The 14,925-nt window shown below is 45.2% G+C and carries 12 protein-coding genes; 7 read left to right on the top strand and 5 right to left on the bottom strand.

Going from position 1 to position 14,925, the window contains the following annotated elements:
* Window positions 1-3: 3 nt before the first annotated feature.
* Both LAY41_RS10615 and LAY41_RS10620 read right to left on the bottom strand, forming a co-directional pair.
* Entirely contained in the window at window positions 4-468 is a 465-nt protein-coding gene (locus LAY41_RS10615; protein ID WP_249097187.1) for a VOC family protein, read from the bottom strand.
* Between the two features lie 151 nt (window positions 469-619).
* On the bottom strand, window positions 620-1,129 hold the full coding sequence (locus LAY41_RS10620; protein WP_249097193.1) for a TIGR02652 family protein: 510 nt from the start codon (window positions 1,127-1,129) through the stop codon (window positions 620-622).
* A 269-nt stretch (window positions 1,130-1,398) separates the two neighbouring features.
* On the opposite strand from LAY41_RS10620, the gene LAY41_RS10625 reads away from it, so the two are divergent.
* From LAY41_RS10625 to LAY41_RS10635, 3 genes are all read left to right on the top strand, one after another.
* Window positions 1,399-1,935: a gamma carbonic anhydrase family protein gene (locus LAY41_RS10625; protein WP_249097194.1), complete on the top strand. Its 537-nt coding sequence runs from the start codon at window positions 1,399-1,401 to the stop codon at window positions 1,933-1,935.
* A 94-nt stretch (window positions 1,936-2,029) separates the two neighbouring features.
* Window positions 2,030-2,149: a photosystem II protein Y gene (locus tag LAY41_RS10630; protein ID WP_249097195.1), complete on the top strand. Its 120-nt coding sequence runs from the start codon at window positions 2,030-2,032 to the stop codon at window positions 2,147-2,149.
* A gap of 347 nt (window positions 2,150-2,496) precedes the next feature.
* The gene (locus LAY41_RS10635) at window positions 2,497-5,598 is read left to right on the top strand and encodes an MFS transporter (RefSeq protein WP_249097196.1); all 3,102 of its coding nucleotides are present in this window, start codon (window positions 2,497-2,499) and stop codon (window positions 5,596-5,598) included.
* A 79-nt stretch (window positions 5,599-5,677) separates the two neighbouring features.
* Here LAY41_RS10635 and LAY41_RS10640 read toward each other — a convergent pair whose 3' ends face one another.
* Window positions 5,678-5,929 (bottom strand): hypothetical protein, encoded by a 252-nt coding sequence (locus LAY41_RS10640; protein ID WP_249097197.1) that lies wholly within the window; start codon window positions 5,927-5,929, stop codon window positions 5,678-5,680.
* 277 nt (window positions 5,930-6,206) lie between these two features.
* On the opposite strand from LAY41_RS10640, the gene LAY41_RS10645 reads away from it, so the two are divergent.
* Window positions 6,207-9,647 (top strand): NACHT domain-containing protein, encoded by a 3,441-nt coding sequence (locus tag LAY41_RS10645; RefSeq protein ID WP_249097198.1) that lies wholly within the window; start codon window positions 6,207-6,209, stop codon window positions 9,645-9,647.
* 128 nt (window positions 9,648-9,775) lie between these two features.
* Entirely contained in the window at window positions 9,776-9,994 is a 219-nt protein-coding gene (locus tag LAY41_RS10650; protein ID WP_249065062.1) for a type II toxin-antitoxin system HicB family antitoxin, read from the top strand.
* 122 nt (window positions 9,995-10,116) lie between these two features.
* Here LAY41_RS10650 and LAY41_RS10655 read toward each other — a convergent pair whose 3' ends face one another.
* Window positions 10,117-10,251 (bottom strand): type II toxin-antitoxin system YoeB family toxin, encoded by a 135-nt coding sequence (locus tag LAY41_RS10655; RefSeq protein ID WP_275974059.1) that lies wholly within the window; start codon window positions 10,249-10,251, stop codon window positions 10,117-10,119.
* Between the two features lie 78 nt (window positions 10,252-10,329).
* Between LAY41_RS10655 and LAY41_RS10660 the strand changes: the two genes are divergently transcribed.
* A complete protein-coding gene (locus LAY41_RS10660; RefSeq protein ID WP_249097199.1) occupies window positions 10,330-11,637 on the top strand; it encodes a bifunctional folylpolyglutamate synthase/dihydrofolate synthase in 1,308 nt (435 codons plus the stop codon).
* 740 nt (window positions 11,638-12,377) lie between these two features.
* Here LAY41_RS10660 and LAY41_RS10665 read toward each other — a convergent pair.
* The gene (locus tag LAY41_RS10665; protein ID WP_249097501.1) at window positions 12,378-13,676 is read right to left on the bottom strand and encodes an ABC transporter substrate-binding protein; all 1,299 of its coding nucleotides are present in this window, start codon (window positions 13,674-13,676) and stop codon (window positions 12,378-12,380) included.
* A gap of 139 nt (window positions 13,677-13,815) precedes the next feature.
* Between LAY41_RS10665 and pilM the strand changes: the two genes are divergently transcribed.
* Window positions 13,816-14,922: a type IV pilus assembly protein PilM gene (gene pilM, locus LAY41_RS10670; RefSeq protein ID WP_249097200.1), complete on the top strand. Its 1,107-nt coding sequence runs from the start codon at window positions 13,816-13,818 to the stop codon at window positions 14,920-14,922.
* The last annotated feature ends 3 nt before the right edge of the window (window positions 14,923-14,925 follow it).

Raw genomic sequence — 14,925 nt, forward strand, 5'->3', positions numbered from 1 at the left:
ATATTATAGTAAAAGATTTATTTGCTCTTTTTTGTCTGGAAGAAGACGGATGAATTCCAGAGGTAAGCCGTCGGTGTCAGCGATGAAAGCGACTTCGTAAACGCTAGAGCCAATTATTTGCTGAGTCGGTTCTAATAGCACCTTCAGCGGTTGGAATTGGTCTGGGTTTTCTGCCGACGCCTCAGCAAAGCGTTCTTGCAGGGATGCTAACCAAGTGGGTAAATCATCGGTCGCGTTAGCGAGATCGAAAGATAAATGATAATACCCGACATAATGTTCGTCCCCAAAAGCATCGGGTGCAGGTTTTGGTTCGGGGATTTGGATCAATTCGATGCGTCCACCCAAACCTTCCATCCAGCAGGCGAGGGTGTATCCCGTAGTAAAGCGATCGCATACAGTAAATCCTAGCAGTTCGTAGAATGCGATCGCGCGATGGATATTCGCAGTGCGAATCGAAGCGTGGTGCATAATTTGTCCTTAGTCATGAGTCATGAGTCATCGGTAATGAGTCATTGGTCATTAGTTTATTAGACATCTCCAGAAATTAAAGGTGCTAACCCTTGAACCCTTGTAGAGACGTTGCATGCAACGTCTCTACATTCTTTTTTGGAGAGGTCTATTATTCAAACAATCGGAAATAAGGATATCGAACGGGTACACCGGGCTCTTTTTCCAGGTCAAAATTAATTACATCCCAGCACGGTTCATCTTCCGCGTCAGGACTAAAATCAACCGGCAAACCGTAAAGTCGAGGACGACCCGACTCCGACTTATCCCGCCAAGGCGTGCTGCGTTCCAAGTAACCGCTAATCAAATCTTGATAGCGTCGAGCCACAATCACCCTTGTGGCGCGGTAACCTTGAGTGTAAAGTCGGTCTAGAGCCTCGTGAATTTCAAAGCGAATCCCATCTGGATGGGTGTGCTGCCGATACCATTCATTATTCCACAGCCGCCATTGCCGACCAGACTGGAGATGGATGAGTTCACCCGTTTTTGGATTGGACTCAAAGGCACCATGACGCGGACATAAATAAGTATCCGTCAGCGTCAGCGCCGGAATCGTTTGGCGACAGTGGGGACACTGAATCTCCGGGCCAAATATTGGGTATTGCAAGCCTGGATTCATCATGAAGTGCGGATTGGCATATTTTGTTTGCAACAGTGCCAGCAAGTTTATTGTGACATTCCCGATCGCCTAATTAGGAATGGGATTCTTGGGAGCAGACTACCTTAACTTGTGGAAAAGTCAAGGTCTTAAACTCTGATATCTAGCCATTGGGGGCTACTTACCAGCCGCATAGCTGGAAGTTTCCCAGTGCCTCTGGGTACATCTAGTGAAAGCTTAACATCTTTGCCAATGGCTATATACTAATAAACGTAAACAATCTGAGTAAACTATTGTCCTCTCCCTACTGGCCGAGCGTCGATGTATCTCAAGCTGCCTTTATCGCCCCAAATGCCGTTGTCATGGGTTGGGTGAAGATAGCAGCAGGAGTCAGCATCTGGTACGGCGCTGTCGTGCGTGGGGATGTAGAGCGAATTGAAATCGGAGAATGCACTAATATCCAAGATGGGGCGATTTTGCACGGCGATCCCGGCAAGCCAACCATTTTGTCAGATTTTGTGACGATCGGACATCGAGCTGTCGTTCATTCAGCTTATATTGAACGAGGTAGCCTCATCGGCATTGGTGCGGTGGTGCTTGACGGCGTGCGAGTCGGACACGGTGCAATTATTGGTGCTGGTTCCGTGGTGACGAAGGACGTGCCCCCTTTGTCCCTGGTTGTCGGTGTCCCCGCCAAAAAGTTGCGCGATATCTCTGATGCTGAAGCTGCTGAACTAATCGAACACGCCCAGCGTTATGAGAAGCTGGCTCTAGTTCACGCTGGCAAAGGGACGGATCTGGGTTTCGCTGGCGCGGATCGATCGCCCTAACAACTCCCAAGGTACTGGAAATTTAGCCAACTTCATCGCAAAATATAAGCAAGATGAGAATCCTTTATAAATCTTTAACCGGGAGGAATTAGACATGGATTGGCGTTTGATAGTCGTTTTGCTGCCACTGCTCCTAGCAGGTGGTTGGGCATTTTACAACGTCGGCAAGCTTGGAATAGCACAAGCTCAAGCATTTTTCAACAAGCAAGCTTAATCCAGGCGTTTCTCCCCTACTTGTGCTGGAAAACGCGGTTTTTTGGGCATTAGCTATGGAAAATGCCCGCGCTCACAAGCATTTGAGCAACTTAATCAGTTTTACTTATCACCCTAAGTAGGGGAAAGCCCTACAAAACCGACTGTCTTATACTTCTAGGACAGTCGGTTTTATTATTTGGTACTGCTTTAGAGCTAGATATTAGCTGCAATAACTGATAATTTTTAATTCGCCAGAAGGATGCTTTATACCTATCTATTTTCTAATATGAAGCGTAACTAACTACACATCATGTTCTCACGCAAATAATATTTTGCGTGGGATTAAGCTTTGATGAGGAAAATATCATGTTTTCAAATGTCAAAATTGTACTGGGATTGGGTATCAACCCCTTCTCGATAGCCCAAATCCCAGAAAACGAAAATATCACGCTGATCTTTTCGGGGCCTCACTTTTTTGTGGCCTTGAGTGCAGGCGTGCTAATGGCATTCGCCTTCCAATTTTTGTTAACAAACTTAGCCCTTGCCGCCAAGATTTCAGACCGGGATGATGCAATAGAATTGGATGGTGATGATGAAGAAAGCTGGGGCAAGAAATTTCGCAATATTGAGGGAAAGGTAGGCGCTGGGGCCTTATTAACTGTCAACATCGCCTTATTTATCGCTTGTTTTTTGGCGGTGAAATTGAGCCTTATAAACAGCGTGACTGTAGGGGCAATTATTGGCGTCACGATCTGGTCAGCGTACTTCTTGCTACTAATTTGGACGAGTTCTAATGCAGTAGGTTCGTTGATTGGTTCCGCAGTGAAGACGGCAACTTCAGGCGCTCAAGGAGTTATGGGTATAGCAACCGCAGCTGTTGGCGGAAACATTGCCAACAAGCAGATTGTTAATACCGTTGAAGCATCTGTAGCAGCAGTTCGCCGCGAATTATCCTCTGCTATAGACCCCAGCAGTATCCGGGAAACAGTAGAGGATTATTTGAGCGATTTGCAGCTGCCAAAGCTAGATTTAAAATCGATTCGCGGTGATTTGGAAAAGTTACTCAGCGATGTAGATGTAAAATCTCTAGCTGACAGCGATGTTATCAAGAATATCAATCGCCAAACTTTTGTTGATTTAGTTAGCAGTCGCACCGATTTCTCCAAAAAAGATATCGATCGCGTGGCAGAGCAGCTAGAATCTGTTTGGCAGCAAGTATTGGGTCGGCAACAGCCGAAAGATCCGCAAGCTGAATTAGTTAATTATCTCAAGTCTGCTGCCCCAGAAGAACTCAAGTCTGGCGATATTACCGCTAAGTTTGCTCAAGCGATCGGCAACGGACACGATAAGGAACAGTCTGGCAACGGCATGATGAATCGAGCCCTACAAGCTGGCATTGGTGCAGCGATGACGGCACTTTTGGAGAGGGTAGACCTCGACGACGCTGATGTGCAAAAAATTTCCTCTCAGTTGCAAAAACTGACAGGACAAGCGACGGAACAAGCGCAAAAACTTGGCAGCAAGGTAAAAGAAAATCTGCCTTCGCTACAGTTTAATCCGATTCTGGGAGATGTAGAAAACTACATCCTCAATTCCCAACCTTGGCACCTGAACAGAGAAACTATCAAGCAGGAATTCCAAGAAGTCATCCACGATGTTGAAGCTGCACCCGCGTTAGTTCGTCAGCAATTGGAACAACTGAATCGGGATAATTTCGTGCAATTCCTGAATCAGCGCGGCGATTTCGATGCGGATAGGGTAAATGAAATTTCCGACCAGTTAGAAGAGATTCGGACGGAAGTTTTGAATAGTGTTCAAGCTGGCGAGTCTGAAGAACAAGCTAAAGACCTCCGCAGTCGCATTGAAAATTATCTGCGATCGACTGGAAAAGAGGAATTGAATCCAGAAGGTATCGAACGGGATTTTGCAGCACTTTTGTCAGATTCAGATGCTGGATTTGAGGCGTTGCAATCTCGCATCGGTAAGTTCGATCGCGATACGTTGGTGCAATTCCTGGGACAGCGAGAAGATTTTAGTCCCGAAGAAGCGGATCGACTGATCGGTAAGTTGGAGGAAACGCGCGATCGCGTCCTCTCACAAGCGCAAGAATTGCAAGAACAAGCGAAATCCAAAGCACAAGAATTCCGCCAAAAAGTTGAATCTTATTTGCGGGATACCAATAAGGAAGAATTGAATCCTGAAGGGATCGAGCGAGATTTCCAAACTCTCCTAGACGATCCGCAAGCGGGATTATCAGCATTACGAGAAAGACTTTCTCAATTCGATCGCGATACTCTGGTGCAATTGCTGACAGCACGAGGCGATCTCAGCGAGGAACAAATCAATCAGAGCGTCGATCGGATTGAATCGGTACGAGATAGCATCTTGCAAGCACCGCAAAAAGTTGCAGATAAAGCTAAGGAACAGTACGACCAAGTTACGACCCAAATCGCTGATTATCTGCGGAACACTAACTTGCAAGAACTCGACCCTGAAGGCATTAAGCAAGATTTAGCCAAACTATTCGAGAATCCCAAAGAAGGTGCTTTGGCGTTACGAGAAAGACTGTCGCAGGTCGATCGCGAAAGCTTGGTGAAATTGCTGAGTCAGCGGGAAGACTTGAGCGAAGAACGGGTTAATCAGATAATAGACCAGGTGCAAGAAAGCATTAGTAGCTTTGTGAAAGCACCCCGCCAGCTAGCATCTCGCGCCAAAGATAAGGTGCAAGATTTGCAAGGAAATCTGGAAAGTTATCTCCGAAATACCAACAAGGAAGAACTCAGTCCTGAAGGTATCAAGCGAGATTTGCAATTGTTATTCCGCGATCCAAAAGCGGGGATAGGGACTATAGGCGATCGCTTCAAGGAGTTCGATCGTTCTACCCTTGTGGCGCTGCTATCTCAACGTGAGGATACCTCCGAAGAAGAAGCGAATCAGATTGCCGATCGAATCGTATCTGTTCGCGACCAATTCGTCGCACAAGTTGAGAACGTTCAAGGTAAAATACAATCGGCACTTGATGGTATTTTTACCCGAATTCGCGGTTACCTGAACTCGCTCGAACGTCCCGAACTCAACTATGAAGGCATCAAGCGAGATTTCCGCAAAGTGTTTGACGATCCGCAAGCGGGATTTGATGCAGTAAAAGAGCGTTTGAGTCACTTCGATCGCGATACCTTAGTCGCCATCATCAGTTCTCGCGAAGATATTTCTGAGGTTGATGCTAACCGCATTATCGATCAGATTGAGTCTGCACGCGATAGTGTACAGAAACGAGGCGAACGCCTGCAAGAGCAAGCTAAGAAACGCTTTGAAGATATCAAGGAGAAAGCCAAGAAGCAAGGGGAAGAAACCCGGAAAGCGGCTGCAACCGCTGCTTGGTGGCTATTTGGTACGGCTGTTACTTCTGTTGCCATTTCTGCGTTGGCGGGAGCAATGGCGGTAGGTGGTTTAAACCTGTTTGGATAAAGGTTTAACTGACATTTAATTAAAAGTAGGCTGGCGTAAAGCTAGCCTACTTTTTTTAGGGTTAATTTTGAGTTCAAAATTACTTTTTCCCTCGCCAACGCATCCAAACACAATATAACATTGTCAGCAGTAACCATCCCGATGCACAGCATAACCCAGGAAACGCAACAGGAATATTCGGTAAAGACTGTGTATTAACTGCAATCACCTGATTAATGTATGGTTCAACAAAGTTGCCATAGGCATTCTCTAGAGCTTCCCGTTGTTTGATTTTATTGATAGGCGCTTGGTCGATCCCAAACCCAAGTTTATTTTCAGGTAAAATATCCATATTTGTCTCTCCAGAAGTATTGATGGAATCAAGCTTTTTTGCTTGTTATTTTCACCGTAGGAGAGAAGAAATAGAGATAAAATTAGTAATAAATAGAAATCAAATAGAAGTTTTCTATTTGACGCTGGAGGCTTCAGCAGTCCAATTGTTTCTGGAAAAATCCGTCAAATTACAGGACTGACGCATCGCTTGAAAATTATTAATGAAGATTAAAAAAATAATCTCGTTTGCTGGGAAATGCCGTAAAATAAAATATAGTTGAGCTATTGTGGGCTAGATGAGCGATCCAAAGTATCAACGGCAGTTTTTAGAAGACTTGGCAACCCAGTACAAGTTTTATGGAGATACGCGGACGGCTTTTTTGGGTCGCTTCGCCTGTGAAAATGCGGATAAACATAATAATAAATTGGTACTGACTTGGACAAAAGACCTGGATAATAAGGGACAGAAGCTACAAGATGAGTTAAAGAACAACATTTATCCAGTCTTGCGGGAAAAAGGCTGTGATATTCCCGAAACCACTAAACAAGGGAGATCCCAAAAAGGCGAAAGTCCTTGGGAACTGGCGTATAAGTGGCTATGGGAAGTAAAATTTCCAAAGTGGAAACAAAAACAACCGGAAACGGATAAACCCTCAGAAATCCTCAAGCGCTGCGTATTAGGACTCAAGGGAAACTATCAAGAAGCACAACAGAAAATCACCGAAATCACTCAACATCTGCAAACACTCCTCAACGATGACACCCTTTCCATTGCCAAGGTAGAAGAAGGCAGTATTATTATCATTGTTGAGAGTTCCCAAACCGACTACGACCAAATCAAAAAACGCCTCATTGGTCGAGAGATTGCGGGTTTTCCGGTGGAATATGTGATTGATGAGTGGCAAGATGTCTGTCGGAGGATGTTGAAAAGTCAGACACAGTTAAGCAGTAATAGTGTCTTACGTCGCGCTTATTGTAATCGTAATTTAATTGAAGAAGAGTTATTTGTTGATTTGGCACTGGTGCAACCGAAAAAAGACCGCAATGAAGCACACCAACAGGATATCGAACCTCATCGCGGTTCCGAATATTACACCCGACAAGAAGAAGCAGTAGAGAAACGGTTTGCCTACCCGGAGTTTCTCAAGGAAGTGATTAGCAAACCCACTCAGAAAAATATTGCCATTATTGGGGAACCCGGAGCGGGAAAAACCACCTTATTACAGAAATTGGCGTTTTGGTTATTACAAGAAACCGATGATTTGGTAATTTGGATACCCCTGCGAGATTTAGGCGAGAAACGCTTGGGGGACTATTTACAAGAAATTTGGCTCAAAGATGCTTTGAGGTCTGCTAGAGAGGAAATTAAGGCAGACTGGGAGCAGAAATTTAAGGATGGTAAAGTCTGGTTACTGTTGGATGGTTTGGATGAGATGGGGGATACAGCTAGGAATGCCTTAAAGTTCCAAGGTTGGGTGACACAAGCTCAGTTAATTATCTCCTGTCGGTTGAATCTGTGGCAAGCGAACCCCGTGCAGTTACAGGGTTTTCAAACCTATCTCACCCAACCGTTTCAGGATGAACAAATGCAGCAGTTTATCCAAAAGTGGTTTCGGGGTTTGTCAGGGGAAGGACAGGATGTGAGGTTAGCTGAATCCTTGTGGTCAGCACTGCAAACTTCTGGGAAGGAACGGATTCAGGATTTATGCCGCAATCCCCTCCGTTTAACCTTATTATGCTCGATTTGGCAAGGGAGAAAGGGAGATTTACCGGATACCACAGCTAAGTTATATCAGAAGTTTGTGGACTATATTTATGAGTGGAAGAAAAAAGAGTTTCCCGTGACAGATGAGGAAAGGCAACGTTTAAATGGAGGTTTAGGAGAGTTAGCGAAAGCATCCCTAGAAAGGGAGGGAACCCGGTTTCGGTTAACCCATCGGTTTGTGTGTGAATATTTGGGGAAACCGGATAATAATTCTCTGTTAGACAGGGCGTTAAAGTTGGGTTGGTTGAATGAGGTGGGGGTGGATGTGGATGAACCGGAAGATCCGGTTTATGCGTTTTATCATGCGACTTTTCAGGAGTATTTTGCAGCGTTGGCAGTGGATGATTGGGATTATTTTTTACCTCGGAATCATGTTAATTTTCTGGTTGAGGGGAAGAAATATCGGATTTTTGAACCGCAGTGGAAGCAGGTGATTTTGTTGTGGTTGGGGCGAGATATTGCGAATAAGGAGAAAGAGGCGTTTATTCAGTTATTAGTTAATTTTGATGCTGGATGTAAAAATGTTTCTTATAGATATCAAGCCTATTTTTTAGCATCAGCAGGAATTAATGAATTTAAGGATTGTTCCCTGGCTTTTGAGATTGTTAGGCAAGTGGTGAAGTGGGGGTTTGGCAAATTTGATATTGATAAACAAAAATGGATGACTTATCTCGATCCGATTGAGAAAGGGGCGAGAAAGACAATATCAGAAACGATTCGACAACGGACTATTACAGAACTTACTGACATTATTGAACATTGCCAAGATGAAGATACCCGTAGGCTGGCGGCTGATAGTTTAGGGAAAATCGGACAAGGAAATCCCGATGCGATCGCCGGGTTGCTCCAACTTCTCCAAACCACTGAGAATGAAGATACCCGTAGGCGGGCGGCTGAGAGTTTAGGGAAAATCGGACAAGGAAATCCCGATGCGATCGCTGGGTTGCTCCAAGTTCTCCAAACCACTGAGAATAAAGTAACCCGTAGGCTGGCGGCTGATAGTTTAGGGAAAATCGGACAAGGAAATCCCGATGCGATCGCTGGGTTGCTCCAAGTTCTCCAAACCACTGAGAATGAATCTACCCGTAGGCTGGCGGCTGATAGTTTAGGGAAAATCGACCCCGGAAATCCCGATGCGATCGCCGGATTGCTCCAAGTTCTCCAAACCACTGAGGATGAAGATACCCGTTGGCTGGCGGCTGATAGTTTAGGGAAAATCGGACAAGGAAATCCCGATGCGATCGCCGGATTGCTCCAAGTTCTCCAAACCACTGAGGATGAAGATACCCGTTGGCAGGCGGCTGAGAGTTTAGGGGAAATATTAACCACACCCCAACAATATGCAGGTGTCGTCTCAGCCTTAAAAGATTGCCTCAGCAATGAAGTTTACGAAAACAACTTTCACCGATTTTATGAATGCTACAAAGTCGTTTGGGATTGCGCCGCCAACCTGCCCTATCCCCAATTTTATCAAGCATGGCATCATCCCCCCACAACCCCCCATCCAGAAGTTGCAGAACAGACCCCAGTAGGGCATAACTCAACCGTTGACAGCCTAGAAACTCAACAGATTGACCTTTTCGGGCAACTGCAAAATCTGCCCATTTTTTGCCTCAAAGCCCACATCCTAGCCACCGAAACCAGAGAAAGCGAAATCGCCCAAACCCTCTGCCAACTGATCTGGGACAAAGCCCTTCCCAATCAAGATTATCCTGAAGAAGTCACCACTCCCAGCAAACTGCGTGGACACCTCCAACAACTCAAACGCAACCGCGATCTACCCAAACTCGCGATTCTCCTTACCCATTGCGAACATCCCACCCCAGAACTGATCACCTTTTGCCACAAACTCACCAACATCCTGTCTATAGCATGGCTAACCGACGAACTCCTAGAAGCGCCGTTAAAAGGTTTTCCCCCCGATCAACCCAACCTGTTATCTGCGATTCAAACCTGGTTAGAGGAGACTTGAGAAAGCTTTGAGAAACCCGGTTTCTGACCCCCAAAGTCCCAGTGAGGCTATAATCAAAGTAGAATATTGGCCAACCTTAACCCTAATCCAATTCGATCCAACTCCGTTGTTTTTTGGTAGAAGTAACTATGAAAAATATCAAAATCATTGTGGAAAAGCACCCTGATGGTTATGTTGCCTATCCTTTAGGTATTCAGGGGGTTGTAGTTGGTGAAGGTGATACCTATGAAGAAGCTCTAAATGATGTGCGATCGGCTATTTTATTTCATATTGAAACTTTTGGAGAATCGGTACTAGAAGCTGAATCCTCAATACTCGAAGCTTTTGTAGCAGAGGCAAGCATATAATGGCAAAGTTTTTCTGCCTGATATACGACTATTCACTGTAATGATACTTACAAGCCACAATTACAATTTATTCATCGGTCACTTCGTAAACTAAACGATGTTCATTATCAATGCGCCCTTACCTAGACACTTAACTCGTATTTCAAAGGTTCAGGTTTACCCAATCCTTCAAAGGGCGATCGGTCTATATCTTTAATCAATTCGACAATTTTGCGATAAATCTTTTTGTCTAATTTTGACCATTCAGTAAAAACCAAACCCTTCAACTCCTCTACATCGACAGCAGCAAATTAGATAACCCCTTGTTCTATATTTACATATATAATCTAAATAATATGAACATCGACTCTATCCTCAAACCCTTCCAACGTTTCGGCGTCCATCTCGGACTCGATCGCATTCAACAACTCCTAGCCAATTTAAACAACCCCCATCACCAAGTACCGATTATCCACGTCGCCGGAACAAATGGTAAAGGTTCCGTTTGCGCTTATCTCTCTTCAGTCCTAACTGAGGCGGGTTATCGCGTCGGAAGATATATTTCTCCCCATTTAATCGATTGGAACGAACGCATCTGTATCAACGAAAAACCGATTTCATCAGAAGAATTACAACAGTTACTTCTGCAAGTTCAATCTGCGATTAACCCAAATGCAGAATCTCCTACCCAATTTGAAGTTATCACTGCTGCTGCTTGGCTATATTTCGCGCAACAAAAAGTAGATATAGCTGTAATAGAAGTGGGATTGGGAGGACGATTGGATGCGACTAATGTTTGCGATCGGCCCCTCGTCTCCATCATCACCTCCATCTCTCGCGAACATTGGCAAAATTTAGGCCCAACTTTAGCCGATATCGCTGGAGAAAAAGCCGGTATCCTTAAAGCGGGATGTCGTGCTGTTATCGGACAGTTACCTCCAGAAGCAAAAACTGTCGTGGAAAACCGCATCCAGGAATTAGGCTGTCCGGCTATTTTCCCAGAACCTGCTCAAGCATTACAAACCACGAAGGCACGAAAGACAGGAAGACAAGAGGAAAAATGGGCAAAATATCAGAATATTGAATATCCTTTACCGTTGTTGGGAGATATCCAACTGGCTAATTCGGCATTGGCGATCGCATCTCTCCAACTCCTCCAACAACAAGGCTGGCAAATCTCAGCAGATGCGATCGCATCTGGCATGGCTAAAACTAAATGGCCGGGACGACTCCAATGGACAAGTTGGAAAAATCGTCCATTATTAATAGATGGCGCTCATAATCCAGCAGCTGCGATCGCACTTCGTCAATATGTCGATAGCTTAGAAGATGTCAGCGATAAAAAGTCGAACCTTCCATCAATCCCAAATCGGATCTCCTGGGTAATGGGAATGCTTTCTACTAAAGATCATGCCGATATCTTTAAAGCATTACTCCGACCTGACGACCAACTGCATTTAGTTCCCGTTCCCGACCATTCTTCCGCCAATCCAGAAAACTTAGCAACTCTCGGTCGTAGCATCTGTCCCGAATTAGAGTTAGTTCAAACTTATCCAGACCTCGTAACAGGTTTAGATACTGCTATAACAACCAACTCAGATTTAGTAGTTTTGTGCGGTTCCCTCTATCTACTCGGTCATTTCTTAGCTATCGCTACTCAATAGCGTAACGCACCCTACTATGACTGACCAAATACCAACTTTACATTTTAAACCACAGATGAACGCAGATATCATATCATCTCCTTACGCATCGGTCACCTAAAAAAATCTTATTCTTATTCTTATCTGCGTTCATCTGCGTTCATCTGTCTTTATCGTTCGACTGAGCGTCTCCGCACTGAGACTTCGGCGTGAGCGCTCAGTCGAACGCTTGCCGAAGTGTCACGTCGAAGTCTGTGGTAAAAATTTAACCAACAATGACAACAGACAATTTGACGATCTCATATCATCTACAGATGTAGAGTCAATTCCTGAATTGACTCTACATCTGTAGCAAAAATTTAGGTAATCCATATAAGATAGCGCTAAAGCGCAACAACGTACCAAATATTTAAATATGGCTAATCGACTGGACATAATATCTGAGATCGGCGCTTTCTCAAGTCAGAAAACTCATCCCCAAAACCCTTATTTTTGCCAGGTTATTGACAGTTTAGAAATTTTGCTCTATTTATGAAATTATTAAGTATATAATACCAACCTAAAATAACTTACCTGAGCGCATATATTCCCACAATAATATACTAGACCAAACTCCCTATAAAATCAAGGGGTAAGCCGAAAAAAATATGGCGATCGAGAACACTCTCCGAAACCCGGTTTCTCTGTAATTTATTGCCAAAATCATGGATTTTGGCAATAAATTACAGATGGACACCCATCGTGGATGCCCATACAATCGCCTAACCAGCCCGTCGATCCCATTCTGCCGCAGCATCCGCCACAGCCCGATCCACCGACTTCTCATCCAGCATCGCCGCCTGCAAATTGTCGTAAATCACCCGTTGCAGCACATTGACATCCTTCATCGCCGGAATCAACACTTGCGCCTCTTTCATTTGACTAGCACTGACGACACGAGCGCGATCGGCAGGCGTTGCATCCGCAGGCAGCTTTTTGAAATAATTATCTTGCAAAGCCTTCACCGTAGAAGGTAAAGTATTAGCAGCCTTAGCAAAAGCCAGCTGATTCTCATCATTAGTGACAAACAAAGCAAACTTGAGAGCAGCATCAGCGCGATCGCTATCGCGCTTAATCATCAAATTCATCACCGCCACACTTTTCTTGCCAGTTTTGCCAGTAATTTGAGGGGAAGTAGCAGAAACTTGAGCTATAGCAGGCGCATTCTTAGCAATTGTACTCAAAAACTGGGCTCCCGACTTCAGTAGCGCCGTCTCACCAGCTTGGTAAAGTTCGATCGCACGTCTGTGTCCTTGAGTCAATACCTCCTTTGGTAATAGCCCATTTTTATAAAGGTCTACCCAATACTGAAACGCCGCCTTACCTTCAGGACTATTAAAAGCAGCCTTACCCTCAGCATCCACCAGCTGTACCCCCATCTGCACCAAAGATTCCAGCACCTCCGCCGAATCTCCCGGCACAAACGTCACAAAAAAAGCATACTTACCAGTCTTCTGCTTAACTTGTCTAGCCAAAAGTGCTAGATCTTCGTAAGTAACGGGAGGCTTGGCGATACCAGCCTGCTTAAACAAATCTTTGTTATAAATCGTAATATCCGTCGCGAGATACCAAGGAATACCAAAACTCTTACCGCCAAACGTGCTAGCCTTCCAGATATTGGGTAAATACAGCTGGCGTTCCCGATCGGAAACCTTAGTATCCAGATCCAGCCAAGCATTGCGGGAAGCCAACCCAGAAGCAAAATCGGGATTTAAATTTACCACATCAGGAGCAGTCTTAGCCGAAACCGCCGTCAAGATCTTACTCGCCATCGCCGACCAGGGTATATCCACCCAACGCACCGCCACAGTGGGATTTTCAGCTTCAAAGGCGGCAATCAACTTATTGAAGTAATCTGTAAATTGAGGCTGCAACTGCATCGTCCAGAACTCAACCTCCTGGCGAAGGGCCTTAGTTTGCCTACTTCCTGTATTGCCAGTACTACAACTGACCGCCCAGCTCAGCAGCAACCCCAACAAGGCAAAAATTCCCAAACGTTTCCAGGTTTTATATCGGCTCAGCACAAGGTTCAGATCCTAAACAGACAAACGCAGTAATCCTAGACTAAATTGGTGATTAGCAGGTACATTGCCTTAATCTACCCCAAGACAATTTTTCAGCCGCAGCCTAATTATTCATAGACTAAAACGGACTACAACAGTGGTTAACGCCTTTAAGAATTTATTTTCCAAGCGCAAGCCGGGAATTGCGATCGAATTAGCCCCCGAACGGATAAATATTGCCCAACTGCGTAAGCAAGGTCAGGGCTTTAAACTGGTAACGTTGCACTCCGTCGAAGTTCCCGAAGGAGTCTTTCAAGAAGGACAGATTCTCGACCCGCCTACAATGGCGGAAATCATCCAGACAGCGCTGGCAGATAAAAAGATCAAAGCCACTCGCGTCGCCTCAGCCATACCGGGATCGGCAGGAGCAATTGTGAGAATTATTCCAGTTCCGGCAGAGCTAGATGAACGAGAACTCCGGGATATGGTATTAAATCATGAAGCAAGTCTGTACTTGCCATTTCCTCGCGAAGAAGCCGATGTGGATTATCAGAAACTAGGTTTCTTCACCGATGAAGATGGCATAGAAAAAGTACACGTGATGCTAGCCGCAGTGCGCGAAGAAGTAACGCGAACCTATATCGAGACTTTTAAGCAAGCTGGATTGGAGCTCGACGTGCTGGAAATTAACAGTTTTGCTCTGATTCGGACAATAAGAGAGCAACTGCGACAATTTTCTTCTCAAGAAGCCGCCGTGCTAGTAAACATTGAATTCGAGAGTACCGAAATTGCGATTATTGTAGATGGTGTGCCCCAATTTTCGCGCACTGTTGCGATCGGTATGTATCAAATTCAAAGCGCCCTCAGCCGTGCGATGAATTTACCCGCCTCTCGCAACACCGATTTGCTCAAAGGGATGACAATTCCCACCGCGCCGGTGGATACTGTGCGGAGTGGCTCAACCGGCCTCAATCCGGGAATGTCCGCTATGATGAGAGTCTTGGGAGAACTAGCCGACGAACTGCGCCGCTCGATCGATTTTTATCTCAATCAAAGCAACAATTTGGAAGTAGCCCAGTTGCTACTGGCAGGTCCAGGCGGCGGCATCGGACAGCTGGATGAATTCTTCACATCCCGGTTAAGTTTGCCAACGACTCAAGTAGACCCGGTGGCGGCATTATCCTTGGAAGTGACCGAAGAGATACCCGCAGTGCAACGACCTGGATTGGGAGTTGTGTTAGGTCTAGGACTAAGAGAGGTTTAACAA

Source organism: Argonema galeatum A003/A1, assembly GCF_023333595.1.
In the GTDB taxonomy this organism is placed as follows: domain Bacteria; phylum Cyanobacteriota; class Cyanobacteriia; order Cyanobacteriales; family Aerosakkonemataceae; genus Argonema; species Argonema galeatum.

Bases quoted from the DNA above. Each gene is read 5' to 3' on its own strand.
- LAY41_RS10635 (WP_249097196.1), top strand. From the start codon at position 2,497: ATGTTTTCAAATGTCAAAATTGTACTGGGATTGGGTATCAACCCCTTC.
- LAY41_RS10620 (WP_249097193.1), bottom strand. From the start codon at position 1,129: ATGATGAATCCAGGCTTGCAATACCCAATATTTGGCCCGGAGATTCAG.
- LAY41_RS10645 (WP_249097198.1), top strand. From the start codon at position 6,207: ATGAGCGATCCAAAGTATCAACGGCAGTTTTTAGAAGACTTGGCAACC.
- LAY41_RS10660 (WP_249097199.1), top strand. From the start codon at position 10,330: ATGAACATCGACTCTATCCTCAAACCCTTCCAACGTTTCGGCGTCCAT.
- LAY41_RS10630 (WP_249097195.1), top strand. From the start codon at position 2,030: ATGGATTGGCGTTTGATAGTCGTTTTGCTGCCACTGCTCCTAGCAGGT.
- LAY41_RS10640 (WP_249097197.1), bottom strand. From the start codon at position 5,929: ATGGATATTTTACCTGAAAATAAACTTGGGTTTGGGATCGACCAAGCG.
- LAY41_RS10615 (WP_249097187.1), bottom strand. From the start codon at position 468: ATGCACCACGCTTCGATTCGCACTGCGAATATCCATCGCGCGATCGCA.
- LAY41_RS10650 (WP_249065062.1), top strand. From the start codon at position 9,776: ATGAAAAATATCAAAATCATTGTGGAAAAGCACCCTGATGGTTATGTT.